Annotated in this window: 27 protein-coding genes; 12 read left to right on the plus strand and 15 right to left on the minus strand. The window is 52.6% G+C overall.

What is annotated here, in order from left to right; all coding sequences use genetic code 11:
- The coding region (locus NNO02_RS00005; RefSeq protein ID WP_271453991.1) for a LuxR C-terminal-related transcriptional regulator at window positions 1-223 on the plus strand (223 nt) is incomplete at its 5' end.
- Between the two features lie 50 nt (window positions 224-273).
- On the opposite strand, the gene sfmF is transcribed toward NNO02_RS00005, so the two are convergent.
- From sfmF to fimA, 6 genes are all read right to left on the minus strand, one after another.
- Window positions 274-792, minus strand: coding sequence for a fimbria assembly protein (gene sfmF, locus NNO02_RS00010; protein WP_271453992.1), 519 nt, complete (start codon window positions 790-792; stop codon window positions 274-276).
- 10 nt (window positions 793-802) lie between these two features.
- Window positions 803-1810, minus strand: a complete 1008-nt coding sequence (gene fimH, locus NNO02_RS00015; RefSeq protein WP_137384701.1) for a type 1 fimbria D-mannose specific adhesin FimH — start codon at window positions 1808-1810, stop codon at window positions 803-805.
- Window positions 1811-1814: 4 nt separating this feature from the next.
- On the minus strand, window positions 1815-4436 hold the full coding sequence (locus tag NNO02_RS00020) for a fimbrial biogenesis usher protein (RefSeq protein ID WP_271453993.1): 2622 nt from the start codon (window positions 4434-4436) through the stop codon (window positions 1815-1817).
- Between the two features lie 7 nt (window positions 4437-4443).
- The gene (gene fimC, locus NNO02_RS00025; protein ID WP_005122054.1) at window positions 4444-5136 is read right to left on the minus strand and encodes a type 1 fimbria chaperone FimC; all 693 of its coding nucleotides are present in this window, start codon (window positions 5134-5136) and stop codon (window positions 4444-4446) included.
- A gap of 41 nt (window positions 5137-5177) precedes the next feature.
- Window positions 5178-5711, minus strand: a complete 534-nt coding sequence (gene fimI, locus NNO02_RS00030; protein ID WP_271453994.1) for a type 1 fimbrial protein subunit FimI — start codon at window positions 5709-5711, stop codon at window positions 5178-5180.
- A 76-nt stretch (window positions 5712-5787) separates the two neighbouring features.
- Complete coding sequence (gene fimA, locus NNO02_RS00035; RefSeq protein ID WP_271453995.1) at window positions 5788-6342, minus strand: type 1 fimbrial major subunit FimA; 555 nt, start codon at window positions 6340-6342, stop codon at window positions 5788-5790.
- A 574-nt stretch (window positions 6343-6916) separates the two neighbouring features.
- Between fimA and folD the strand changes: the two genes are divergently transcribed.
- The 3 genes from folD to NNO02_RS00050 all read left to right on the plus strand — a co-directional run bounded on the left by folD (window position 6917) and on the right by NNO02_RS00050 (window position 8644).
- Entirely contained in the window at window positions 6917-7783 is an 867-nt protein-coding gene (folD, locus tag NNO02_RS00040; protein WP_003021887.1) for a bifunctional methylenetetrahydrofolate dehydrogenase/methenyltetrahydrofolate cyclohydrolase FolD, read from the plus strand.
- A 1-nt stretch (window position 7784) separates the two neighbouring features.
- On the plus strand, window positions 7785-7997 hold the full coding sequence (ybcJ, locus tag NNO02_RS00045; protein ID WP_003831111.1) for a ribosome-associated protein YbcJ: 213 nt from the start codon (window positions 7785-7787) through the stop codon (window positions 7995-7997).
- A 122-nt stretch (window positions 7998-8119) separates the two neighbouring features.
- Window positions 8120-8644: a metal-dependent hydrolase gene (locus NNO02_RS00050; protein WP_271453996.1), complete on the plus strand. Its 525-nt coding sequence runs from the start codon at window positions 8120-8122 to the stop codon at window positions 8642-8644.
- Window positions 8645-8738: 94 nt separating this feature from the next.
- Here NNO02_RS00050 and cysS read toward each other — a convergent pair whose 3' ends face one another.
- Entirely contained in the window at window positions 8739-10124 is a 1386-nt protein-coding gene (cysS, locus tag NNO02_RS00055; protein ID WP_271449450.1) for a cysteine--tRNA ligase, read from the minus strand.
- A gap of 173 nt (window positions 10125-10297) precedes the next feature.
- On the opposite strand from cysS, the gene ppiB reads away from it, so the two are divergent.
- The 5 genes from ppiB (at window position 10298) to mnmH (ending at window position 14513) form a co-directional block, all read left to right on the plus strand.
- Window positions 10298-10792: a peptidylprolyl isomerase B gene (ppiB, locus tag NNO02_RS00060; RefSeq protein WP_003021875.1), complete on the plus strand. Its 495-nt coding sequence runs from the start codon at window positions 10298-10300 to the stop codon at window positions 10790-10792.
- A gap of 2 nt (window positions 10793-10794) precedes the next feature.
- A complete protein-coding gene (gene lpxH / locus NNO02_RS00065; protein WP_271453997.1) occupies window positions 10795-11517 on the plus strand; it encodes a UDP-2,3-diacylglucosamine diphosphatase in 723 nt (240 codons plus the stop codon).
- Window positions 11518-11757: 240 nt separating this feature from the next.
- Window positions 11758-12267, plus strand: a complete 510-nt coding sequence (gene purE, locus NNO02_RS00070; protein WP_271453998.1) for a 5-(carboxyamino)imidazole ribonucleotide mutase — start codon at window positions 11758-11760, stop codon at window positions 12265-12267.
- On the plus strand, window positions 12264-13331 hold the full coding sequence (gene purK / locus NNO02_RS00075) for a 5-(carboxyamino)imidazole ribonucleotide synthase (protein ID WP_271453999.1): 1068 nt from the start codon (window positions 12264-12266) through the stop codon (window positions 13329-13331). The genes purE and purK overlap by 4 nt, the downstream gene beginning before the upstream one ends.
- A gap of 96 nt (window positions 13332-13427) precedes the next feature.
- Complete coding sequence (gene mnmH, locus NNO02_RS00080; protein WP_271454000.1) at window positions 13428-14513, plus strand: tRNA 2-selenouridine(34) synthase MnmH; 1086 nt, start codon at window positions 13428-13430, stop codon at window positions 14511-14513.
- On the opposite strand, the gene NNO02_RS00085 is transcribed toward mnmH, so the two are convergent.
- The 6 genes from NNO02_RS00085 to ybbA form a co-directional block, all read right to left on the minus strand.
- Window positions 14514-15173 carry a methionine ABC transporter permease gene (locus NNO02_RS00085; protein WP_005125237.1) on the minus strand — a complete coding sequence of 220 codons (660 nt, stop codon included), beginning with the start codon at window positions 15171-15173 and terminating at the stop codon, window positions 14514-14516. It lies immediately after the preceding gene.
- Window positions 15166-16182, minus strand: coding sequence for a virulence-associated ABC transporter ATP-binding protein SfbB (gene sfbB, locus NNO02_RS00090; RefSeq protein ID WP_271454001.1), 1017 nt, complete (start codon window positions 16180-16182; stop codon window positions 15166-15168). The genes NNO02_RS00085 and sfbB overlap by 8 nt, the downstream gene beginning before the upstream one ends.
- A gap of 62 nt (window positions 16183-16244) precedes the next feature.
- Entirely contained in the window at window positions 16245-17075 is an 831-nt protein-coding gene (locus NNO02_RS00095) for a MetQ/NlpA family ABC transporter substrate-binding protein (RefSeq protein WP_271454002.1), read from the minus strand.
- 275 nt (window positions 17076-17350) lie between these two features.
- On the minus strand, window positions 17351-18484 hold the full coding sequence (locus NNO02_RS00100) for a porin (RefSeq protein WP_271441946.1): 1134 nt from the start codon (window positions 18482-18484) through the stop codon (window positions 17351-17353).
- Window positions 18485-18672: 188 nt separating this feature from the next.
- Window positions 18673-21087, minus strand: a complete 2415-nt coding sequence (gene ybbP, locus NNO02_RS00105; protein WP_271454003.1) for a putative ABC transporter permease subunit YbbP — start codon at window positions 21085-21087, stop codon at window positions 18673-18675.
- Window positions 21084-21770 (minus strand): putative ABC transporter ATP-binding protein YbbA, encoded by a 687-nt coding sequence (gene ybbA, locus NNO02_RS00110; RefSeq protein ID WP_271441944.1) that lies wholly within the window; start codon window positions 21768-21770, stop codon window positions 21084-21086. Before ybbA ends, ybbP begins: the two co-directional genes overlap by 4 nt.
- Here ybbA and tesA point away from each other — a divergent pair.
- The 3 genes from tesA to NNO02_RS00125 are packed head-to-tail and all read left to right on the plus strand — an operon-like array spanning window position 21738 to window position 24077.
- Complete coding sequence (gene tesA / locus NNO02_RS00115) at window positions 21738-22364, plus strand: multifunctional acyl-CoA thioesterase I/protease I/lysophospholipase L1 (RefSeq protein WP_271454004.1); 627 nt, start codon at window positions 21738-21740, stop codon at window positions 22362-22364. The two genes, ybbA and tesA, sit on opposite strands and share 33 nt — an antisense overlap.
- Window positions 22365-22392: 28 nt before the next feature.
- A complete protein-coding gene (locus NNO02_RS00120; RefSeq protein WP_271454005.1) occupies window positions 22393-23163 on the plus strand; it encodes an SDR family oxidoreductase in 771 nt (256 codons plus the stop codon).
- A gap of 59 nt (window positions 23164-23222) precedes the next feature.
- Entirely contained in the window at window positions 23223-24077 is an 855-nt protein-coding gene (locus NNO02_RS00125; RefSeq protein ID WP_271441941.1) for a co-chaperone YbbN, read from the plus strand.
- Between the two features lie 94 nt (window positions 24078-24171).
- Here NNO02_RS00125 and fetB read toward each other — a convergent pair whose 3' ends face one another.
- Together fetB and fetA are read right to left on the minus strand one after the other, a co-directional pair.
- Window positions 24172-24951, minus strand: a complete 780-nt coding sequence (gene fetB / locus NNO02_RS00130; protein ID WP_271441940.1) for an iron efflux ABC transporter permease subunit FetB — start codon at window positions 24949-24951, stop codon at window positions 24172-24174.
- On the minus strand, window positions 24944-25615 hold the full coding sequence (fetA, locus tag NNO02_RS00135) for an iron efflux ABC transporter ATP-binding subunit FetA (RefSeq protein WP_271449459.1): 672 nt from the start codon (window positions 25613-25615) through the stop codon (window positions 24944-24946). Before fetA ends, fetB begins: the two co-directional genes overlap by 8 nt.
- Window positions 25616-25738 lie beyond the last annotated feature (123 nt).

Here is a 25738-nt window from a genome sequence, read left to right on the forward strand (position 1 = left end):
TATTAATATACGTAAAGGCATGCTGAATGACATGCCATTATCGAATCGCGAGGTTACGGTTTTACGTTATCTGGCGAACGGGTTATCTAATAAAGAAATTGCTGAGCAACTTTTATTGAGTAATAAAACAATCAGTGCTCACAAAGCTAACATCTATTCCAAGCTCGGACTACATACCATTGTTGAGCTAATCGATTATGCCAAGATGCATGAATTAATGTGATCGCACTCCCGACGAGGCGTCGTTCGGGAGTGAATTATCAGCGCATGATGTCAATTGTAGTTAATCATAAACGTAGCATCTGCTTTCGCGTTCCCCGGTTGAACACCATCTGCCAGCGCAATATAGTTGGCAAAAAAAGTCAGCATAGCATTGCCATTTTCATCAATGTTTACTGTCTGGCTGGCTTGTTCAAGCGGTAATCGCGTATGGTCACTATCGTGCAATTCAATCGCGACCTTTTGTGCCATCACGGCATCGTCCAGCGCCAACAACGTGGTACCCGCTGCTGGCGTGCCGGAAAAGGTTATCGAGGCCGACCCCGGCGGGCAACCTTCAAGTTTCAACGTAAAGGGAACCGGTTGGGTCGTATCCCCGCTGGTCTTTAATTGTTTTGTTGGCCAGGTACCTAATTCAACCAACTTATTGTTGTCACTGGCAATAACCGCACAGGTAAAGTCCACGATATTGCCGTGCAGTTCGATATTAATCTCACCCAGCGAGGTATCCGCCTGGCATAGCGAACTGGCTGACACTGCGGATATCAATACGAAAAGTGCACGACGTCTCATTGTTCTCTGCTTATTCATAATCAACTCGCAGATAGCCACGGGCGGTGAAAGGCCCTTCTGCTGGTTTATTGCCCGTCACGCTGACTGGCCATGCTCTAATGCCAACCCGCGCGGCAGCGTTATCATCCAACTGAAAGGGAATGGTGCTGGACAGATTGTTGGGGGTCAACGGTTTACCGCTGCTGTCAGCCACGATAAAACCTAAATCCGGGTTGTCCGATATCATCATTTGCCCGGACGCTTTTTCGGCCTCGACCCGCATGGTCAGATAAGCTTGTGCGGCAACGTTAGTGCACTTTATGGCGACCGTTTTCGTTTGCGTATTGATACCTTCGGGCCGGTTACCAGCCCCCGCCTTGCTGAACAACGAGGCACCAATATCGCCAAAATCAAACTCCACGATTTGCCCGGCATTCACCTCGCAGTTTTGTGGAACTTCCACCTTGCCGCTGTAGCTTATGGTGTAAACCGGCGTACTCAGCGCATCTCCCGTGCTGGTTGTGACGTAGACACTGAACATCGTCTGTCGCGGGATCGGCACCATGTTGATAAATGAACGAATCACTTTTAATTTAAACACCAGCTTAGAATCCATCACGCCAAAAGGCTGCTGTTTGGAAACGTTTGGGTGATTCCCCATGCGGATATAATTGCGTGGGGGATAAAACAACCCGGCATAGCTGTCTGTAATACTCATGGCCCCCAACAGGTAATCATTGAGTTTCAGATACTGAAAATTATTTTCCGTACTTTGCACGGGGAGCTCAGTCACATAACTTCGGTAGGTGTAATTCACCGTCGTCCCTGCCGGACAGGTTGCATTCACCCCGACCCAGCCTGACTTTTCTGGCAATGTCACTACCTGGCCCGGTTGGTTATTGCTGCTGTTAAAAACATTCGACAGATCGTAATAAACGTCCGTTGGCGTTCCGTTCGAGTTATGGCAGACCTTCGCCCATGATGTATTAGCTATAAGCAGTAAAGCGCTTCCCAGTAGCAAACCGGTTTGTCGTTTCATCATATTATCCCTGACGTGCCGACGGTCGTTGGCACGTCACGTTGGTGAGCGTTACGGCCTGTTTCAGGCTCTCCTCAGGCAAGGTGTAGTGCGCTTCGCAGCGTGCGTTTGCGCCTTCACCCCATTGGATCAGCAAGTTGCCTTTGAGCGGCAAACCACTGAGATAAATTTGTCCATCTTCACCGACCATGCTAGTGACGCCGCTCGTGGTTTCGCGTACCACCGACCCAAATGGCACCGGTTTTCCATCCCGGTTAACCGTGATAAGCGCACGCACGCCAATGCGTGTATCAAACGCCGCACGTACCAGTGCCCCCTGCGTTGGCACAACGCTGCTAACGTTATTTTCCACATCGGTGTTGTTATTCATTGAATTGGTATCCAGCGCGACGCGGTTGTAGCGATAAACGGTGGCATACGGCATGACCGCATAGCCACGCCAGTCGGTCTGCACGCCGGTCTGGTTTTCTATCCGCACCCCCTGGGCCCCAGGTGCTTTTATCAGTACGTTGGTATCGCCCAGTGGTTGGCTGAGCGTAATGCCGTCCGCATGTCCGATGACGCCACCGGAGAGTTGCCAGTTATAGTCATGCTGGTCACGGTCATAGTTGTAACCCACGCCCAGCGTGCCATAGGCCGCCTGCCAGTTCGCGTTAGCGCTCCCGCTGTACCCGTTGGCGCTGCTGTGCCCCTGATTAACGCTGTAGTTGAGATTGCGCCCATCTAACAGCGTGCCGCCAATACCGCTTTGCCAGCTGTTTTGTCCATTGCTGTTACGGTTCGCATTGAAAGTGGCGTAGGTGCGATCGAGTGCGTTATCACGCGAGTAGCGCCGCCCGGTCAGCAGGCTGAACGGTACGGACACATTGAAGGCCATGATACGGTCGGTATCGGCGATCCCGACTGATTCATTCCATGACCAGGAGAGTGAATAGCTAATCCCCTGCCAACCGCTGGCATACCCCAACTGGTACCAGGTATTAGTATCTGAGGTGTTCCAGTACGTTTGCTGGCTACCCGAAACATACAGTGAACCGTAATCGCCAAGGTTCTGCGAAATGTTGATCTGAAAACGGCCCTTTTTGCTGTAACTCAGATTGTGATAGCTCTTCACCTGCGGAACATCGTGACGATTCCCTTCGCTGTCATATTCATACTCGTAACCTTCCATACTGCGATACGCCACATCATCGAGGGTATAAAACCCACGCGTCGAATAGCGGTACCCCAACAGCTGGAAGTTGGTACCGAAGTTGTTCAGTGATTTTGCATACAGAAAACGCAGCGATTGCCCCTGATGCGTACTGTCATCCGCCAGTTGGCTACGGGCATGCGTTAAATCGACAGAGACGGCTCCCCAGTCACCCAGATTACGGCCGGTGCCTAACACCAGTGCGGTGTAGCGTGAAGCTAACTGCGTGCCGCCATACGCGGTGTAACCTTCTGGTAACCCGGCGATTAACGTTCCCTGGAAAAAGAATGGCGAAGACTGCTGGCTATTACCGCTACGAAAATCCCCAGCGACAACGTCATATTTGAAACGCCCTTCACGCTGTAGCAGAGGTACCGTGGAATACGGCACCGTATAGCGCTGTTGACTGCCGTCCTTCTCATCAACCGTTACGTCCAGGTCACCACTTGACGAGGTGGGGTTGAGATCGGTTATTGAAAAAGCGCCTGGCGAAACATAGCTTTGATAAATCACGTAGCCATTCTGGCGAATAGTCAGTTTCGCTGCGGTACGCGCAATCCCACGGACGGTTGGCGCGTAGCCCTGTAAACTGTCGGGATACATGCTGTCAGACGAATAGAGACGCGCACCACGAAAACCGATGCTGTCAAAAACGTCGTTGCCAGTGTTACTGTCACCCATCACCAGCTCACCCTTCAGCGGAATAATCGCGCGCTGAAGCCATGTGCCAATATTTTTCCAGCTTTGCGAATGGTAGCCGTCACCTTTCGAGTAGTTCCATGCACCGTTATTCCTCAGCCGCCATGGGCCATAGTTAAGGCCGCTTAACATACTTAAGAAATAGCTGTCGGTATCGCTGCCGCGACTGCCAGTAAAGCTGTAGTTAACCAGCGCCGCCGGAATACCCTCATCCCACTCCTCTGGCGGAATATAACCACGCGCACTGTTCAACATTGAGGCTTGCGGCAGGCTGACATTTAAGCGCAGCGTAGAAAAATCGAAGGCAATTTCGCTACCAGGAATCGCCTCTGGCAAATTAATACAGGTATTGTTCGCATCCTGACTGAGTGCCGGAAACGCAGTGATATTGACGCCAAGGCGTTTAACCCAGTCGAGATCAAAGCACGGCATCAGCCCGCCGGATTTTTCTCCGGCTTTCCCCGCGCTGGTGGAGAAATGAATATCCTGGGTGGCCACAAACTCATCATTGCGCCAAATATCCACACGATAAACGCCTTCAGGCTGGTGATTCCCTTTTTCGAAACGAGACAAATCCGCCACGGTAGCGGTATCCGCAGATAAAAATGCCGGATTGAAATAGCTTTCACCGTGGCTAAAAGAGGGAAAGAGCGCGGCCAGCGTGGACAACGCCACCCCCGCCAGCGGTGGCGTAACCCCCGGTAACAGGCCAGGAAAATACGTTGTCTTATTCATCGTTTTCTCAACGCACGCTAACCGTTTTAGCGGTGGTTACTGCGCCATAATCGTTCACCGTCTGGAATGTAACGTTTCCCTGAACACCCGTCGGCAACAGGACCTGCGTGTCATTTTTTGGCGCAACCATGACGTTATCAATCTTCGTATTTCCGACATTGAGATTGACCAACGTGACGTAATACGCTGACGGGTTGGTGATTTTCAGGTGGTTGCCGGTACGGGAAAACTGCAGCATGCCTGGTGCATCTTCCGCGATTTGTGGCAGATTATTTGGGCGGACAAAAAGTTTGATACGCGACAAAATCGCCAGTTGCAGAACGTTTTTTCCCTCAAGACTGTTTTTATTGACCGACGGAATAGCCTTCACATTCATCCAGAACAGTGATTCACGGTCTTTGGGCAGCGGCTCGCCCGCGTAGATGATACGCAGCGTGTTTTCGCTTTTAGGTTCACTGACAAACAGCGGCGGTGTGACCACAAACGATTTATCTTTGACGCCTGCGCTGTTCTCTATCCATGAATTAATCAGGAAACGTTCTTTGGTATCACTATTACTAATGGCGAGGGACGTTTGTTTGGCCTCGGCAGGATAAATAACACGAGTTGCACCTAATGCAATTCCTCCAGATGCCTGCACACTGGTGGCAGAAAATAAGGCCAGTAAAATGATAAAGCCTGATTTTAGATAATTAAACATAGCTACAAATACCTTTGGCGTGATTATCGTTAGGAAATAAATCAGGGATACACCAACGTAAACCACACATCTGAACGAAGCGTTCCCGGTGTTATATATTCCGAGACAGCCCGATAGCGCGCAGTGAAATGAAACGTCATCTCTTGCGTTAAAATCGGGGCATAATGAAGCGGCAGCGCATTCGGAATTATTTGTCGCTGTCGCTCATCAAATAACGCTAAACCAATACCCGAAGCCGCAGACGCATCACCGCTGGCAAGAAAGACCTGTGGATCTTCGGCTGGCGTAACGCCCGCAAAGGCAATCCCCACGTGGTCATAAACATCAGCACTGCACGACGTCAGGCGCAGCGAAAACGGTACGCTGGTAGAGGCAAAGCTTCCCGTCCCGGAGAACGCGTTAGTGCGGTACTGCCCCATTTGCACCCGTAAACTCTGGCTGTCGGTGGCAACCGTACAGGCACCATTAACCAACTGCCCACGTAAATGAAGACGGCCACTTTCCAGTATTACTGTGTGTGCAAACGCCGGCATTACGCAGACTATTCCCGCCAGCGCTACGCCTTTCCCTATCATCTGCCACATCCTTCATCATCCCCGGATAGTGCCTCATCCCATGAGGCGGTAGTCATCCCTGCGAGAATCAAACGGCTTATTCGTACTTCATGATGAAAGTCGCATCCGCATTTGCCTGACCCGGCGTAGCGCTGGTTGCAGTGGCTTTATAACGCGCGGAGAAACGCAGGGTGTTGGTACCTTCCACCAGCGCCTGAGCGGTTGAGAAGGTCGCGCCATCTGGCTTCAGTGCGGTGGACGTGTTGTCCAGGATTTCGATCCCTACACCGCCCGCCGTGGTGCTGTTATCTGAGGAGGAGATAGCCAACAGGTTGTTGTTGGTAAGATCCGTCTGGCCCGAGAAAGCAACAGCAGCAGTCGCAGCAACTTTCGGATCACAGTCGTTCAGCACGATGGAGAACGGAATTTGCGCCGTGGTGTCACCGACAGCGGTGAAGCTGGCGGTACGATATTGGCCTAATGTGACAACCTGGTCGGCTGACTGAGTGCTCACCGCACAGGCTGCATTGACCAGTTCACCTTCAAAGTGAACCGTACCGCCGCTCACGCTTACCGGATCTGCCGCCACCGCTGCGCCCGCCATTAACATCATGCTGGCAAAAACAGAAGAGGTCATTAATTTACGTTTCATGGATTTCCCTTGAATTACACACATCCGGCTCCAGCGTCCTGCGGGATCCGTTTGAATCATTATCGACATTAAATGTCAGGCAAATTATCTCTGCGTCCTGTAAAGATATATATCGAGAGAGAATTAGCGAAATGTGTACCCCCACTCTCCTGAGTATTTAATTCACTAATTAATCTTCACGAATATGACAATTCGTCACAGGGATAAATTAAACATTTCAATTAATGAAAAATACCTGTAATTCCTTTTAATAACCCTGGCTTATTCTTATTGGACCCTAAGAAAATTCCGGGTGAAAATGAGGCAAAAACGACCATAACAAGACCTAACAGTCTGGTTTTTGAGATATTACCCATGAAAATACCAGGGTGATGAGTTGTTTCATTTAGGTTAAGTTTCATTAGCATGCTTATGAATCACGCGCCAACGTCCAACACCTGTTGCCGCCCTCACGGGCTACGCGGAACACACCACCGCACGTAAAAACGCAAACGAAAACTGACAGCACGCCCCGCTTCTGACAAAATAGTCACATCCCCTTCGACTTAACGTAACAGACGGAATCCTCTCTCTGATGGCAGCAAAGATTATTGACGGTAAAACGATTGCGCAGCAGGTGCGCTCTGAGGTTGCTCAAAAAGTTCAGGCGCGTTTAGCGGCTGGATTACGCGCCCCAGGACTGGCTGTTGTGCTGGTAGGTAGCAACCCGGCTTCGCAGATTTACGTAGCAAGTAAACGCAAAGCCTGCGACGAAGTGGGGTTTGTCTCCCGCTCCTATGACCTGCCTGAAACCACCAGCGAGGCGGAGCTTCTTGAGCTGATCGATACGCTCAATGCAGATACCACCATCGATGGTATCCTGGTACAACTGCCGTTGCCGGCGGGTATCGACAACGTCAAAGTTCTGGAGCGCATTGCACCGGACAAAGACGTTGACGGTTTCCATCCGTATAACGTCGGTCGTTTGTGCCAACGCGCACCGCGCCTGCGCCCATGTACCCCACGCGGTATCGTGACCCTGCTTGAACGCTACAACATCGACACTTATGGCCTGAACGCCGTGGTGATTGGCGCTTCCAATATTGTCGGTCGCCCAATGAGCATGGAGTTGCTGCTGGCGGGTTGCACCACCACGGTCACCCACCGCTTCACGAAGGATCTGCGTCGCCACGTCGAGCACGCCGACTTGCTGATTGTTGCCGTTGGCAAACCTGGTTTTATTCCGGGTGAGTGGATCAAAGAAGGTGCAATTGTGATTGATGTCGGCATCAACCGTCTGGAGAATGGTAAGGTTGTTGGCGATGTAGTTTTTGAGGATGCTGCCGCACGTGCGTCGTATATTACGCCGGTGCCGGGTGGCGTTGGCCCAATGACGGTCGCCACGCTTATCGAAAACACGCTGCAGGCGTGTGTTGAATATCATGATGTAAAGGACGTTTAAGATGGCCACATTTTCACTGGGTAAACACCCTCACGTTGAACTCTGCGATTTGCTGAAGCTGGAAGGCTGGAGCGAAAGCGGTGCCCAGGCAAAAATTGCGATTGGCGAAGGGTTAGTGAAGGTCGACGGTGTTGTTGAAACGCGCAAGCGCTGCAAAATCGTTGCCGGACAGACCGTCAGCTTTGAAGGTCACAGCATTAACGTCGTCGCGTGATCCCAGGTGCCGGATGACGGTTTGTTCCTTATCCGGCCACTTCCCCCATTTTCAGATAATGACTTCATCCCCACTTCATCGTGGCCTGTTAGCATGCTGTTTTTTCACACGAAGCGATCATCATGCCAACAATCGTTACCCACGCTGCCGTTCCACTCTGTTTAGGGTTAGGTCTCGGACTTAAAGTCATCCCTGTGCGATTACTGTTTGCCGGAATCGCTCTGGCGATGCTGCCAGACGCTGACGTTCTGTCATTTAAGCTTGGCGTTGCTTACGGTAACGTCTTCGGCCATCGCGGATTTACCCACTCGTTGTTGTTCGCCTTCGTCGTTCCACTGCTCTGTCTCATGGTTGGCCGACGATGGTTTAAGGCAGGGCTAATACGCTGCTGGTTATTTTTGACGGTGTCATTGCTGTCGCACAGTTTGCTGGATTCAGTGACAACCGGAGGGAAAGGCGTTGGCTGGCTGTGGCCATGGTCAGATGAACGTTTCTTTGCGCCGTGGCAGGTGATTAAGGTCGCGCCGTTTGCGCTGTCGCGCTATGCCACGCCGTACGGGCATCAGGTTATTCTTTCGGAGCTAATGTGGGTATGGCTGCCGGGAGCCGTCATGATGGGGGTGTTGTGGTGGTATCGGAAACACTAATGTGCCGGATGCGACACCAGGTGTCTTATCCGGCCTACAAAAGCATGCCTGTAGGCCGGATAAGGCGTTAACCGTCATCCGGCAATCGAGAGATTTACTTACGGCGCCAGGTGGTACCCTGCGGACCATCTTCCAGCACGATACCCATCTCGTTCAGACGATCGCGTGCCGCATCCGCCGCCGCCCAGTCTTTCGCTTTACGGGCATCTAAACGCTGTTGAATCAGCGCTTCAATTTCAGCCACTTCTTTATCGTCTGCCTGCGCACCACTTTGCAGGAAGGTTTCTGGCTCCTGTTCCAGCAGACCCAGTACGCCGGACAGCTTACGCAGATGCGAAGCCATAGCGTTAGCTGCCGCCATATCTTCGCCCTTCAGACGGTTAACTTCACGCGCCATGTCAAACAGCACGGAGTAGGCTTCTGGCGTATTAAAGTCATCGTTCATCGCTTCAATGAAACGCGCTTCAAAGGCTTCGCCACCCGCAGGGGCAACGGACTTGTCGGTGCCGCGCAGCGCGGTATACAAGCGCTCCAGCGCTGAGCGAGCCTGTTTCAGGTTCTCTTCGCTGTAGTTCAGTTGGCTACGATAATGGCCAGACATCAGGAAGTAGCGAATGGTTTCGGCATCATAATATTTCAGCACGTCGCGAACGGTGAAGAAATTGCCCAGTGATTTGGACATTTTCTCACGGTCAACCATCACCATCCCGGAGTGCATCCAGTAATTGACGTATTCACCGTCATGCGCACAGGTGGACTGCGCGATTTCGTTTTCATGGTGCGGGAACATCAGGTCAGAGCCGCCGCCATGAATATCGAAATGGTTACCCAGTTGCTTGCAGTTCATCGCAGAACATTCAATGTGCCAGCCCGGACGGCCTGCGCCCCACGGGGATGGCCAGCTCGGCTCACCCTCTTTGGACATCTTCCACAGAACGAAGTCCATCGGGTTACGCTTCACATCAACCACATCAACACGCGCACCCGCCTGCAGCTGATCCAGGTCCTGACGTGACAACTGACCGTAATTCGGGTCGGTCGGTACATCGAACATGACGTCGCCGTTATCGGCAACGTAAGCGTGGCCTTTGGCAATCAGCTGCTCGGTGATTTCAATAATCTCAGGGATATGATGCGTAGCACGCGGTTCAAGATCCGGACGCAGAATATTCAGCGCATCGAAATCGTTATGCATTTCCGCAATCATGCGATCAACCAGCGCCACAAAGCTCTCGCCATTTTCATTAGCGCGCTTAATGATTTTGTCGTCGATATCGGTAATGTTGCGCACATACTTCAGCTTGTAGCCGAGGAAGCGCAGATAACGGGCAACAACGTCGAAAGAAACAAAGGTACGCCCGTGTCCAATATGACAGAGATCGTAAACGGTGATGCCACACACGTACATGCCGACTTCCCCGGCATGAATGGGTTTGAATTCCTCTTTTTGGCGCGTCAGTGTATTAAAGATTTTTAACATCGAAGATTCCGTGTAGACGTGTGTGGATAACAAAGCCCTATAATACCTATAAATTGGCCCCGAAGCAGCACACTTTGCAAGGTGATCGAACCTTGCGGTTATGCTATAACAAGCCCCTATCATGTGACCCTGACCAGGGTCGAAGCACCACTCTATCGGAACAGGATGCAAAAATGGTTACTTTCCACACTAATCACGGCGATATCGTAATCAAAACGTTTGATGATAAAGCGCCTGAAACAGTTAAAAACTTCCTGGACTACTGCCGCGAAGGTTTTTACAACAACACCATTTTCCACCGTGTTATTAACGGTTTCATGATCCAGGGCGGCGGTTTTGAGCCGGGCATGAAGCAAAAAGCCACGAAAGAGGCTATCAAAAACGAAGCCAACAACGGTCTGAAAAACACCCGTGGAACGCTGGCAATGGCGCGTACTCAGGCTCCGCACTCCGCGACAGCTCAGTTCTTCATCAACGTTGCTGACAACGACTTCCTGAACTTCTCCGGCGAAAGCATGCAGGGCTGGGGTTACTGTGTATTCGCTGAAGTTGTTGAAGGTATGGATGTCGTTGATAAAATCAAAGGCGTTTCCACCGGTCGCAGCGGTATGCATCAGGACGTACCAAAAGAAGACGTTATCATCGAAAACGTGACCGTCAGCGAGTAATCGTGACGACACTGTTTATTGCAGATCTCCATCTCTGCACGGAAGAACCGGCGATCACCGCCGGTTTTCTGCGTTTTTTAGCCGGCGATGCACGAAAGGCCGATGCGCTGTACATTCTTGGCGATCTGTTTGAAGCCTGGATAGGCGATGACGATCCCAATCCCCTACATCGTGAAATGGCCGCAGCGATAAAAGCGCTGACGGATTCCGGTGTTCCCTGCTTTTTCATTCATGGCAATCGTGATTTTCTGATCGGCAAGCGTTTTGCCCGTGAGAGCGGCATGACCCTGTTACCTCAGGAAAAAGTGCTCAACCTGTATGGTCGCAACGTACTGATCATGCATGGCGACACGCTGTGCACCGATGACGTGGGCTATCTGGCGTTTCGCGCCAAAGTGCATCAACCCTGGCTACAAAAACTGTTTCTCTCCTTGCCGTTATTCATTCGCCAACGTATTGCCGCGAAGATGCGTGCCAACAGCAAAGCGGCCAATAGCAGCAAGTCGCTGGAGATCATGGATGTAAATCCACAGGCCGTCATTGCCGAAATGGAGAAACATCAGGTCCAGTGGTTAATTCACGGTCATACCCATCGCCCGGCAGTCCACGAACTCACGGCCAATGCGCAACCCGCTTTCCGCGTGGTGTTAGGTGCCTGGCATACCGAAGGTTCGATGATTAAAGTCACACCTGACGACGTTGAACTGATCGCTTTTCCATTTTAATTCTGCAGATACCCAACTCCTCTTTACACAAAACTATTCGAGTTGCATCGAGGCGGCAAATCTGTGAGTCCCCTGGAGCTTACAAAAGTAAGTGACTGGGCTGAGCAGATGCAGCCAACAAAGAGGCAGCTTGAAGAGTGAAGTGTAAAGCAACGCAATCGTTTTCCTTGTTTTTAAAACGTGCTATTCTCTCTCGCCTCTAAAGCAGTGTGAAGCACACCCACAGGAGTTTTTAGACGCATGTCTTCCCGCAATAATCCGGCGCGTGTCGCCATCGTGATGGGGTCCAAAAGCGACTGGGCTACCATGCAGTTCGCCGCCGAAATCTTCGAAATGCTGGACGTTCCACACCATGTTGAAGTCGTCTCAGCCCACCGTACCCCTGACAAACTGTTCAGCTTCGCCGAAAGTGCTGAAGAAAACGGTTATCAGGTCATTATTGCGGGTGCTGGCGGTGCAGCGCATCTGCCGGGCATGATTGCAGCGAAAACGCTGGTCCCCGTGTTAGGCGTTCCGGTACAAAGCGCAGCGTTGAGCGGTGTAGATAGCCTCTATTCGATCGTGCAGATGCCACGCGGCATCCCTGTGGGTACGTTGGCGATTGGGAAAGCGGGTGCGGCAAATGCGGCCCTGCTGGCAGCACAAATTCTGGCAACACACGACAAAGCATTACATCAGCGTCTGAGTGACTGGCGCAAAACACAAACCGATGAGGTACTGGAGAACCCGGACCCGCGAGGTGCGGCATGAAGCAGGTCTGCGTACTCGGTAACGGTCAGTTAGGGCGTATGCTGCGTCAGGCCGGCGAGCCGCTGGGCATTGCGGTCTGGCCAGTCGGGCTGGATGCCGAACCCGCCGCCGTTCCCTTTCAGCAAAGCATCATTACCGCTGAGATCGAGCGCTGGCCGGAAACCGCGTTAACCCGCGAACTGGCGCGTCATCCGGCGTTCGTGAATCGTGATGTCTTCCCGATTATTGCCGATCGCCTGACGCAAAAGCAGCTTTTTGACAAACTCAACCTGGCAACCGCGCCGTGGCAACTGCTGGCAGAGAAAAGCGAATGGCCTGCGGTATTCGACACGCTGGGTGAGCTGGCGATTGTTAAACGTCGCGTCGGCGGCTATGACGGTCGTGGTCAGTGGCGTTTGCACGCGAATGAAACGGAACAATTGCCGGGTGATTGCTACGGTGAGTGTATCGTCGAGCAGGGCATTAACTTCTCGGGCGAAGTGTCACTGGTAGGCGCTCGCGCACACGACGGCAGCACGGTTTTCTATCCGCTGACCCACAACCTGCATCAGGACGGCATTCTGCGTACCAGCGTGGTCTTCCCGCAGGCTAACGCCAGACAACAGGAACAGGCCGAAGCGATGCTTTCCGCCATCATGCAGGCGCTGGGTTATGTCGGCGTGATGGCGATGGAATGTTTCATTACCCCGGAAGGTCTGCTGATTAACGAACTGGCACCTCGCGTGCACAACAGCGGGCACTGGACACAAAACGGTGCCAGCATCAGCCAGTTCGAGTTGCACCTGCGCGCCATTACCAACCTGCCGTTACCGACGCCGGTAGTGAACAATCCTTCGGTGATGGTAAACCTGATTGGCAGCGACCTGAACTACGACTGGCTGAAATTGCCGCTGGTCCATCTGCACTGGTACGACAAAGAAGTGCGCGAAGGGCGTAAGGTCGGCCACCTGAACCTGAGCGACAGCGATACTGCACGTCTAAATGCCACGCTTGAAGCGTTAATTCCCCTACTGCCGCCGGAATATGCCAGCGGAATTATCTGGGCGCAATCAAAGCTGAAATAAGCCATTAATGCCGGGGAGTTGATTTTATCCTTCCCCGGCCCCTCTTCAGGCGCGTAAAATCCCCTCCATTGCTGTTTTGTATTTTCAGGACTGAACATGAACGATGGAACGGACTATCGCGCGATTCTGCTCGCCGGTACGCCTTTAATCGATGTACGCGCCCCCGTCGAATTTCAACAGGGTGCGATGCCGGGTGCGATCAACCTCCCCCTAATGAACGATGACGAGCGCGCCGCCGTCGGGACCTGCTATAAACGTCAGGGACCAGAGGCGGCACTCGCATTGGGCCACCAACTGGTCTCGGGTGAAACCCGCCAGCAGCGAATGAACGCCTGGCTGGAAGCCTGTCGCCAGCATCCGGAGGGATACTTGTGCTGTGCCCGCGGTGGCCAGCGCTCGCATATTGTGCAGCAGTGGCTGCACGAGTCTGGCATTGACTACCCGCTAGTAAAAGGCGGTTACAAGGCACTGCGTCAGGCGACGATACAGCTGACGGAAACGCTGGTGCAAAAACCTATCGTCCTGATTGGCGGCTGTACCGGGAACGGTAAAACGCAACTGGTGCAACAACAGCCAAATGGCGTGGATCTCGAAGGTCTGGCACATCATCGCGGTTCCTCGTTTGGACGTACCGTGGAACCGCAGCTGAGCCAGGCGAGCTTCGAAAACCTGCTGGCGGTCGAAATGCTGAAAACCGACAGCCGACAGGATTTGCGCCAGTGGGTGCTGGAAGATGAAGGCCGGATGATCGGCGCTAACCATCTGCCCGAATGCCTGCGCGAGCGCATGACCGAGGCATCCATTGCGGTGGTGGACGATCCTTTTGAGCTGCGTCTGGAACGGCTGCGCGAGGAGTATTTCGTGCGCATGCACCACGATTTTACCCACGCTTACGGGGAAAATCAGGGCTGGCAGGAATACAGTGACTATCTGCATCACGGCCTGTTCGCCATCCGCCGTCGTCTGGGGTTACAACGCTTTGCGGAGCTAACCGCGCAGCTCGACGTTGCCCTGCGCGAACAGCAGACGACAGGCAGCACCGACGCTCATATGGGCTGGCTGGTGCCGTTACTCAACGAGTATTACGACCCGATGTATCGCTATCAACTGGAAAAGAAAGCCGCGAAAATCGTCTTTCGCGGCACATGGCAGGATGTTGCCGAATGGCTTAACGCACAGTGATCAGTGTCTGTCGCGCTTATCTGCGCGTTTTGCCAGCCAGTCGCCCAGCACCTGAACGACCTGCACCAGAATAATCAGCGCCACGACCGTAACAATCATGACCTGGGTTTCGTAGCGGTAATAACCAAAGCGAATGGCCAGGTCGCCTACCCCGCCACCACCCACGATCCCAGCCATCGCGGAGTAACCGATCAGACTCACCAGCGTTATCGTCAGCCCACGCAGTAATCCCGCGCTGGCTTCCGGTAACAGCACGGTGCAGATAATACGCATCGGGCTGGCGCCAAACGCTTCCGCGGCTTCGATAATGCCTTTATCAACCTCACGTAACGCGCTATCCACCAGTCGGGCATAAAACGCAATCGCCGCTACAGAGAGCGGAACAGACGCCGCAATCGGTCCGATGGTGTTCCCGAGCAGAAACTGGGTTAACGGCAGCAACAGCACCAACAGGATCACAAACGGTACCGAACGGATAATGTTCACCAGCACAGAACTGAGCAGATACACGAAACGGTTCTGCCAGAATAAATGTCGGTCGGTGACAAAAATAAGAAACCCTAACGGCAGGCCGCCAACGATCGCCAGCACGGTTGAGATACTCAGCATCTGGAAGGTTTCATTAAACGCCAGCGTCAAATCCGGCAATAAATCATCCACGAATCACCTCCACCTGTGCGGTACGTTGACGAATATGTTCCACAGCGGCATCGACCGCCGAAGGGTTATGCGGCGCGGTCAGTTGCACGACCAAAATACCCAGCGCGCGCTCACCGATATATTCAATTTTGCCGTGCAGGATATTTACCGCCACGCCAAACTTTACCGCCACTTCAGACAGCACTGGCTGTTCCGCTGAGTCGCCGATAAACAAAATTTTCAGCAGTTGCCCTGGCAGATGTTGCCGCAAGCGCTCCGGGAGTGTCAGATTAAGCGTGTGCGAGACCAGTTGCTGAGTAAAAGTGTGCTGCGGGTGGGCAAAGACATCAAACACCTCACCTGACTCCACCACCTTGCCACCGGACATGACCGCCACACGATCGCAAATTGATTTGATCACATTCATTTCGTGAGTGATCAGCACGATCGTGATCCCCAGTTGTTGGTTGATCTGTTTGAGCAGAGCCAAAATGGTGGCTGATGTTTCCAGATCTAACGCGGAAGTGGGTTCATCGCAAAGCAGTACATCCGGGTGGTTGGCGATGGCGCGGGCAATGCCAACACGCTGTTTTTGACCACCACTGAGCTGTACCGGAAAACGGTTTGCTTTATCCGCTAACCCGACCAGCGCTAAGATCTCCGCCACGCGTGGGGCGATTTTGCTGCGCTCCCATCCGGCAGCCTTCAGGCTGAAGGCAACGTTTTGCGCCACCGTGCGGGTGTGCATCAAATTAAAATGCTGAAAAATCATCCCAATACGCTGACGGGCCTTACGTAAGTGCGTTCCTTCCAGCGCTGAAATTTCAACACCGTTCACCTTCACGCTTCCCTGGCTTGGGCGCGTTAAGGCGTTCAGGGTACGCAGCAGCGTACTTTTCCCCGCCCCACTGGTTCCCACAATGCCAAATATCTCACCTGCGCCGATGCGCAGGCTGACCTCATCTACCGCCCGGGTTGACGGTCCTCGGCCTGCGCTGAAATCCACGCAAACCTTATCTATCTCAATCATACCGACCTCAGAAATGCGAAAAGGGCAGTCGTTGCTGCCCTGTTAAACTTTAAGCGCAGCGATTATTGGGCTGCCGTCATCCATTCCGGTTTCTGGAAGGCACTGTAGATATTTTTCGGATCGTCTATCACCGCACGATAAGCCGGAGATTTCACCGCTTCAACAATGTCTTTGGCGAACGGTTTATCTGCATCTTCACTGCGTACCGCAATGATATTTTTCAGGTTTTCATCCAGGTGCTCTTGCTTGATCGCACTGGCGAGATCCAGTTTTGCCGCAACCGCAAAGTTACCGTTAACCAGAGCGCCGGTCACACCATCCAGCGTACGCGGCAACTGCGCAGCTTCCAGCGGTTTAAACACCAGCCCTTTCGGGTTACTGGCGATATCACGTTCAGAGGCTTTAGTGGGATCAATATTGTCTTTGATAGTGATAAGGTCGATAGATTGCAGGAAGCGCAAACCGCGAGCCAGGTTCGTCGGATCGTTAGAAAGCGTGATGACATCACCTTTCTTCAGTTCATCCAGACTTTTGATTTTATGCGAGTAAAAACCCATCCCCGCCGTTGGAACAACGATGAGCTTACTCAATTTCAACCCTTTATCGGCAGTGAATTTGTCAAAATAAAGCGAGTGCTGAAACAGGTTTGCGTCAATGCTGCCGTTGGAGAGCGCCATGTTTGGCTGAACATAGTCACTAAATTCACGCACCACCACCTTGTAGCCCTTTTCTTTCAGCGTCGGTGCAATAGCCTGCTTCACCATATCACCATACGGACCCGGTGCGACGCCAAACACGATGGTATGCGGGTCGCTATTCGCATGAGCAAACTGTAATCCGCAGGCCAGCAACAGTGCCCCGGTCGCGACGCGTAAACTCTGACGCAATCCCATAATCTCTCCATTTTAACGTTGTGGTGTAATGTCTCACGCCGTTCTTGCGGCGTTGTTCTTGTTGGCCTGTTAACAGGCTGATTGTTAACATGACACAGATCACAACCTGCTGTCCTTGAAATTATTTCATGATGTTGCAGAGTATGTTTTTAAATGAGAGAAGGCATGAAAAAGCCGGATGTCGACACAAGTGCCTTATCCGGCTTACAAATAACGCGATCCCCCTGCACTCCCAGGCCCGATAAACGCAAGCGCATCGGGCGGCAGGGGTTCGATTAGAAGTCGTAACGCAGACGAACCAGGTTCATATCACCCAGGTTGTCGGTGCTGGAGGTAAAGACGTGTTCGTAATCAACACGGAAACCGTAGTCCAGCTGGAAGCTGATACCCAGACCGTTGTCGGTACGCAGGTAGTTACGACCGTTCACGTATTCAATGCGATCGCCCATGACGTAAGGCTGAACAGATTTCAGCGCATACTGACCCACCGGGAAGGTGTAACCCGCGAAGTATTCCAGACCCCAGGCATCACCCGCGAAGTAGTCGTTTACAGACACTTTTTTGGTGGTCATGAAGTTCTGGTACCAGCCGCCGCCCATTGAGAAGGTCCAGTTGTCCGGTTTCCAGCTCAGTGCAGTACCGACGATGTTTTGATCGTAGGTTTTGCTGGTGTTGCCACGCATCTCCGCGCGGGTGTAGTTCCACGCCGTACCCCAGGTCAGGTCATCCGTAATGTGATAATCCACACCCAGTGAACCGCCGCCTTTACGTTTGTAACGCAGGCCGTTATTCGGGTTGTAGTCATCGCTGAACAGATAAGAAGCGTAGAGATCAACATCTCCCACGGTGTTTTTATACTTCAGTGATTTACGTGTACGATATGAACCGTCATAGTCGCCGTTGATCCCGTTACCTGGTGCCTGACCGATCATGTCGTAGTCCCAGATATCCGTTTTCGCGCCAACCACATCATAGTAGATGCTGTTCTGTTGACCGAAGGTCAGCGTACCCCAGGTCGCGCTCTTCAGACCGGTGTACAACATACGGCGCGTGGTATCGTTGGCGCCGTCAGCATAGTGATTATCCCAGTTGAACATGGCCGGGAAGTTAACGCCCAGCTCGTAGTAACTCACCCAACTGATGTCATCAAACAGATAGTAATCAGCAGCGAAACGGAAACGAGTACCGCCATCGAAACCATTACGTTTGTAGCCATTCTTACCATCGTCACCGGCCATATTCTGGAACTGCGGACGAATACTCCCGCCAACGGTGAAGTTAAGACGACTCAGCGGATTGCCCGCCTGCGGATCTTGTTTCAGGACCGTGATTTCCGCCTGAGAGGCGAAAGTCGTTAATGCCACTGCTGCGCCGATCGATACTGCCAGCGCTGTTTTTTTTATAGTCATTATTTTTACCTTGATAGATAGCCTGCCAATTATTCAGCATACAAATATTAACTTTTATTAATACTCTCGTGTTGTCGGGTTTTTATTGATTTGTGCTGTTAAATATCAAGGGTTTATCAATTTGTGCTCTATAGACAAAAAAATACGCACCGATGGCAAAATCGGTGCGCATTCATCAAGGAAATGAATTAATTGCTGAACTGACGGAAAAGTGCTTTGCCTTTTAACAGACGCGAGCCAAGCCATCCACCGCATAGAGAGAGTAGCAACGCCCCACAGAAGGGTAAGACTACCCACAGTCGCCAGTCAGGTTCCCAAGGGAAATCAAAAACTTTTGTTTGCAGAACCGCCAGCGCCGTTTCCGCACCGATGGCCGCCACCAGGCCGGAGACCATCCCCAACATGGCGAACTCGCACCACAGCGTAGTACGCAGCAATTTCTTACCCGCTCCCAGCGTACGCCAGACCACCAGTTCCTGATGACGTTGACGCATCCCCACCTGAACCTGCGCCAGCAGCAATAACATGCCGCAAGCAGTGACCAGAACCACCATCACTTCCAGCGCACGACTCACCTGCTCAAGGACCTGACTGACCTGTTTGAGGATGGCGCCAATATCCAGCAGGCTGATGGTTGGGAATTCCCGATTAAGCTGCGTCAACATGCCGTTGCCGTTCTCCCAGCGAAAGCTGGTCAGCCAACTTTGCGGCTGCCCGTCGAGCGCACCGGAAGGGAAAATAAAGAAGAAATTCGGTCGCAGGCTTTCCCAATCCACTTTACGCAGACTGCTTACCGTGGCACTGAAATCCTGGGTATCGCCCATAAAGGTCACACGATCGCCAAGCTTCACGTTTAAGCGCTTCGCCAGCCCCTCTTCCATCGACACTTCACCCGCTTTTGGCGGCCAGCTTCCGGCGGTAATCGGGTTATGATCCGGCCGGGTATCCTGCCAGGTCAGATTCAGTTCACGATTAAGCGCCTCGTCCTGATTACCTTCGGTTGCCTTGTCATTGATCGCCGTCAGACGCACCCGCACGATGGGATAGAACGACTCCGGAATCACCTGATGTTCAGACAGGAACGCTTTCAGCGGCACTACCTGTTCGCTGGCGATGTTAATAAGGAAGTAGTTGGGGCTTTCTGGCGGCATTTGCTGCTGCCAGCGATCGAGCAGATCGCCACGCAGTACCAACAGCAGCGCCAGCAGCATAAAGGAAAGCGAAAAGGCCGATAGCTGGCTCAGCGTCGACCACGGCTGGCGCAACAGTCGACTAACCGCTAAACGTAGCGGTAGTGACGTTAACGTCAGACCACGCAGTACGTTGAGCAGCATCCAGCCCAGCACGCCGCACAAGAGCGCCAGTACAACCGCGCCGGCCAGCACCGCCCACAGCAGCATGCTCCCCCCCATCAGCCCGGCAAGCAGCGCGACCACAACGATCAATACCACAGGCAAATAGAACTTCAGTGGCCAGACGTTGGCGACGACATCACGACGCAGTACCCGCAATGGCTGTGTCGCCAGCAACAATCGATAAGGACGTAGCCCCACTAACAGGGAAATGACCGTCATCGTGCCTAATGCCCACAGCCACGGCCAGGGGCTGGCAGGCGGCAACTCGCCGGGCAGAACCGGCTTGAGCAACACCACCAGGACACGTTCAAATAACAGCCCAAACAGCCCCCCGGTTACACCAGACAGTACCAGCACCATCAGCCACTGACCGATAATCAGCTTGCGCAGCTGCGCCCTGCCCGCGCCGAGTGTTTTCAGAATCGCCACCAGGTCGTAACGACTACGGCAATAATGGCTCATCGCTACGGCAACCGCGGCCACCGCCAGCAGCAGCGTTAACAGCGCCGACAGCAGCAGGAATTGTTGCGAACGCTCAAGCGATTTCCCCAGTGCCCCCTCATCCTGTTCCAGCCCATACCAGCGCTGTTCTGGCTTCAGTTGTGGCAGCAGCCACTTTTCATAGCCTTCTAATTGCTGCGGTGTCCCGCCAAATTTATAGCGCCAGGTCACCCGGCTTCCCGGCTGGACCGCCCCCGTTTTTTCAACATCCGCCATGTTCATCATCAGACGCGGCGCTATCTGGAACGGATTAAAACCAGAGTCAGGCTCCTGCACCACTTCACCCGCAATGCGCAACGTGGCATCGCCAACGTCGATGGGGTCTCCGATTTTTAAGTTGAGCAGCGCCATCAAACGCGGTGCCAGCAGCACCGAGCCTGGCTGTGGTTTCAGCCCCGACGGATGGGTCTGCAACGTGCCGTACATCGGATACACATCATCCACCGCTTTGACGTTCGCCAGTTGCGGCGTATCCCGGGCAAAGGTCATCGTAGCAAAAGTCAGTTGTTCACCCACCTTCAGGCCATGCTGTCGCGCCATGTCAATCCATGCTTTCGGGACTGCTCGTGAACTTTGCAGCGACCGATCACCCGCCATAAATTCGCGACTTTGCTGGCTCAGACCTTTTTCCATCCGGTCGCTGATATTACCCAGCGCAAGGACACAGGCCACCGCAAGACTCAGTGCCAGCCAGACTATCAGTAATGAAGGCGAGCGCCATTCGCGCCAGAACCAGCGTGCTATCATGCCTCCTCCTGCAACAGCCCGTTCACCAGACGTAAACGCCGATCGCAGCGCGCCGCCAGTTGTGGGTCGTGCGTCACCAGAATCAGGGTCGTGCCGTGCTCGCGGTTCAAAGAAAACAGCAGATCGGCAATTTTGTCCCCAGTCTGCCGATCCAGATTGCCCGTAGGTTCATCGGCAAACAGGACATCAGGGCGCCCATTAAACGCCCTTGCCAGCGCCACACGCTGCTGCTCACCACCGGAAAGCTGCGCCGGAAGATGATCGAGACGTTTTCCCAACCCCAATTGTTCAAGCAGCGTTTTCGCACCATCGCGGCTTTTCCCACTGTGTTCTCCCCGCAACAGTGCAGGAAGCTCAACGTTCTCCAGTGCGTTCAGCGTTGGAATTAACATGAATGACTGGAAGACAAAGCCAACATGTCGCGCCCGTAACTGCGCCCGAGCCTCTTCGTCCATGGTATGCAGCGCCTGTCCCACCAGACTCACTTCACCGCTGGAGCCATCGTCCAGCCCGGCAAGGATCGCCAGTAGCGTAGATTTCCCCGATCCTGATTCGCCAATCAGCGCAATGGTCTCGGCGCGTTTGACAACCAGTTCAACTCCGGTAAGGATGGATAGCTCGTGATCACCCTGACCGACGGATTTCTTAAGATGATGAACTTCAACAATGTTTTCCGCTGGCATTTGCCTTTCCTGTTCCTGGTTCTGTTAACTTTCCGCGCCGCCGCAGCGGACACGTTACTTATTCTGGGTGACAGCCTGAGCGCCGGATACCGTATGTCAGCCAGTGCGGCATGGCCTGCACTGCTTAATGATAAATGGCACAGCAAAACACCGGTGGTAAATGCCAGTATTAGCGGCGATACCTCGCAGCAGGGTCTGGCCCGTCTGCCCGCATTACTGAAACAACATCAGCCGCGCTGGGTGCTGGTCGAACTGGGTGGCAATGATGGCCTGCGCGGGTTTGCACCTGCCCAAACTGAACAAACCCTGCGTACCATTTTGCAGGACGTAAAAGCGGCGAATGCCGAACCGCTGCTGATGCAAATTCGTCTGCCAGCAAACTACGGTCGCCGTTATAATGAAACCTTTAGCGCGATTTATCCCAAGCTTGCCAAAGAGTTTGATATTCCTCTGCTGCCCTTTTTTATGGAGGAGGTCTATCTGAAACCCCAATGGATGCAGGATGATGGTATCCATCCTAATCGTGACGCCCAGCCGTTTATTGCCGACTGGATGGCGAAACAATTGACCCCTTTAGTAAATCACGACTCGTAAATCAACGGAGATCCTGACAGGTAAAGTTATGCAAAAATCGGTCTTAATAACAGGATGTTCCAGTGGTATTGGCCTGGAAAGTGCGCTTGAGCTTAAACGCCAGGGTTTTCGAATTCTGGCTGGCTGCCGCAAACCTGAGGATGTCGCGCGCATGAACGGCATGGGATTCACCGGCATATTGCTGGATCTCGACTCACCAGAAAGCGTGGATCGCGCCGCCGATGAGGTGATCGCCCTGACCGATAACCGTTTGTATGGGATCTTTAACAACGCCGGATTTGGCGTTTACGGCCCACTGTCCACCATCAGCCGCGAGCAAATGGAACAGCAGTTTTCCGCCAACTTTTTTGGCGCTCATCAGCTCACTGTGCGCCTGCTACCCGCCATGTTACCTCATGGCGAAGGGCGTATTGTGATGACCTCTTCAGTCATGGGATTAATTTCCACACCAGGGCGAGGCGCGTATGCCGCCAGCAAATATGCGCTGGAAGCCTGGTCCGATGCGCTACGGATGGAACTTCGCCATAGCGGAATTAAGGTCAGCCTGATTGAACCCGGCCCCATTCGCACCCGCTTTACTGAAAACGTCAACCAGACCCAGAGTGATAAGCCCGTCGAGAACCCCGGTATTGCTGCTCGGTTTACATTGGGTCCGGAGGCCGTTGTCGCCAAAGTGCGCCATGCTTTTGAGAGCGACAAACCCAAATTGCGTTATCCCGTTACGCTGGTGACCTGGGCTGTGACGTTTCTCAAACGCCTGCTCCCGGGCCGCGCAATGGACAAAATTTTACACGGCTGAGTTGAAGCCTGCTCGTCAGCCCCCATGTAGAAACAAATAGACGAATAGAGAGTGACTCCATGTCCGCACAAAATATTGTCAATATTAACGAATCAAATCTGCAGCAGACCCTTGAATTGTCGATGACCACCCCGGTCCTGTTCTATTTCTGGTCTGAACGTAGCCAACATTGTCTGCAATTAACGCCGGTACTGGAGAGCCTTGCTGCACAGTACAACGGCCAGTTTATTCTTGCCAAGCTGGACTGTGACGCCGAACAGATGATCGCGTCTCAGTTTGGTCTACGCGCAATTCCAACGGTTTACCTGTTCCAGAACGGTCAGCCGGTCGATGGCTTCCAGGGACCGCAGCCGGAAGAGGTTATCCGCGCACTGCTTGAAAAAGTATTGCCGAGTGAAGAAGAGCTGAAAGCACGCCAGGCAATTGAGTTTATTGAAGCGGGTAACCACGCCGACGCCTTGCCGCTGTTGAAAGAAGCGTGGCAAATCTCCAACCAGAGCAGCGAAATTGGTCTGCTGCTGGCGGAAACGCAAATTGCGCTGAATCGTACTGAAGATGCTGAAGCTGTACTCAAAACCATCCCATTGCAGGATCAGGATACCCGTTATCAGGGGCTGGTCGCGCAAATTGAACTGCTGAAGCAGGCGGCTGATACACCAGAAATTCAGCAGTTACAGCAACAGGTTACGAATAACCCACAGGACGCAGCACTGGCAACGCAGCTGGCTATTCAATTGCACCAGGTTGGACGTAACGAAGAAGCACTGGAACTCCTGTTCAGCCATTTGAAGAAAGATCTCGCGGCGGCTGATGGTCAGGCACGTAAGACCTTCCAGGAGATCCTCGCTGCGCTAGGTACCGGTGATGCGCTGGCGTCAAAATATCGTCGTCAGCTGTACGCACTGTTGTACTAATCCGTTTCATTTTGCCCGATGGCGCTGTACTTATCGGGCCAACAAATACCACTCTCGTAGGCCGGATAAGCGGTAACCGCTATCCGGCATCACATCACGGTTTCTTTAATGGCGTCACCACCAACTGGTGGCGTGAATTATAGAACTTCCGATAGGTTAAATAGCAGGCGATAATGGTCGACAGGCTGGCGGTAGAAAGCAGCATAAACGTCACCATAATCTGATACTTAATCGCTTTTACCGGATCGATACCGGCAAAGATCAATCCTGACATCATCCCCGGTAAACTTACTAACCCGACGGTTTTTGCGGAATCGATCGTTGGGATCAGCGATGCGCGAATACTGTCCCGAATAAGCGGCGCGGACGCGACTTTCGGAGAAGCGCCGAGGCTTAATTTCTCCTGAATTTGCTGCTGCTCACTGCTAAAGCGCTGCCCCAGGTTGTTGTAACATAACCCGACGGCCACCATCGCATTCCCGGCGATCATGCCGGAAATCGGGATCACTTGCATCGGTGCAAACTCGATGGAGCCTGACAGCACCAAGACGGCCAGCGTGACCCCCGCCCCCGAGGTAATAGCGATAAATGAGGAGATAAAAGCCTTATCAATATATTTACTGCGTTTTTGCGCGTTATATGCGGCGTTAAAGCAGATAAACAGCACCATCACTAAGGTCAGAATGCTGTGGTTCACGCCGAAAATATATTTCAGCACGTAGCCTACGATAATAAGCTGGACAACCGCCCGGCAAACGCTCCAGAGAATATCTTTTTCCAGTGCCAGTTTTTCTTTATGGCTGATCAGCATCGCCACCACCACCAGCATCATCGCTAACGCCAGTGATTCATTGGTAATATTATGCTCATTCATTGCTTACTTCCTGCATTTCTCCGGCATGCGGCTGAAGGATAATGACATTATCCGCATGATTAATTTCATCTTTGTCGTGCGTCACCCACAGCACAGCAATATTCTTATCGCGCACATAGCGGTGAATTAGCTCATTCACATTCCGTTTGTTGGCTTCATCCAGCGCGCTGGTTATTTCATCAAGCAGCAGGATTTTCGGCAGAAACTGCAAATTGCGAATCAATGAGATACGCTGTTTTTCGCCGCCGGACAGCTCATTGATGTTTTTTTTGAGGATTGCCTCGGGTAACTCAAATCGGGCCAGATCGGCCAGAAACACATCCGAATCCGGACGTTTATCGCGAATTTGCCAGGGAAAAATAAGGTTGTCGTAGACGGTATCACCAAACAAAGCGGGCGTTTGTGCGCAATAGGAGACCTGCTGACGATATGCTTCCGGCTTGAGGGTCGTTATCTCCTTGCCCTCAAAGATAATCTCACCCGCGCTCGGGCTAATTAACGACGCGACAATTTTCAACAACGTGCTTTTACCGCAACCGGACTGGCCGGTAATCAGCTTAAATTCTCCGGCATTAAGATTAAAACTGATGTTATTAAGAATTTTCGTTGTTCCCGCCTGCCAGGCGACATTCTTTAACTGAAGCAGCATTCTGCTTTCTTCCATTACCAATCCCTTTTTTACCTCTTTCGTGCAGACAGTCTATCCCTGTAATTTATTATAGGGGAGCCCACCTTGATAAATCGGGTATAATTTGATTAATCAGGCAGTAAAGGACAGCACAACAGG

Source organism: Citrobacter sp. Awk 2 (assembly GCF_028069815.1).
In the GTDB taxonomy this organism is placed as follows: Bacteria; Pseudomonadota; Gammaproteobacteria; order Enterobacterales; family Enterobacteriaceae; genus Citrobacter.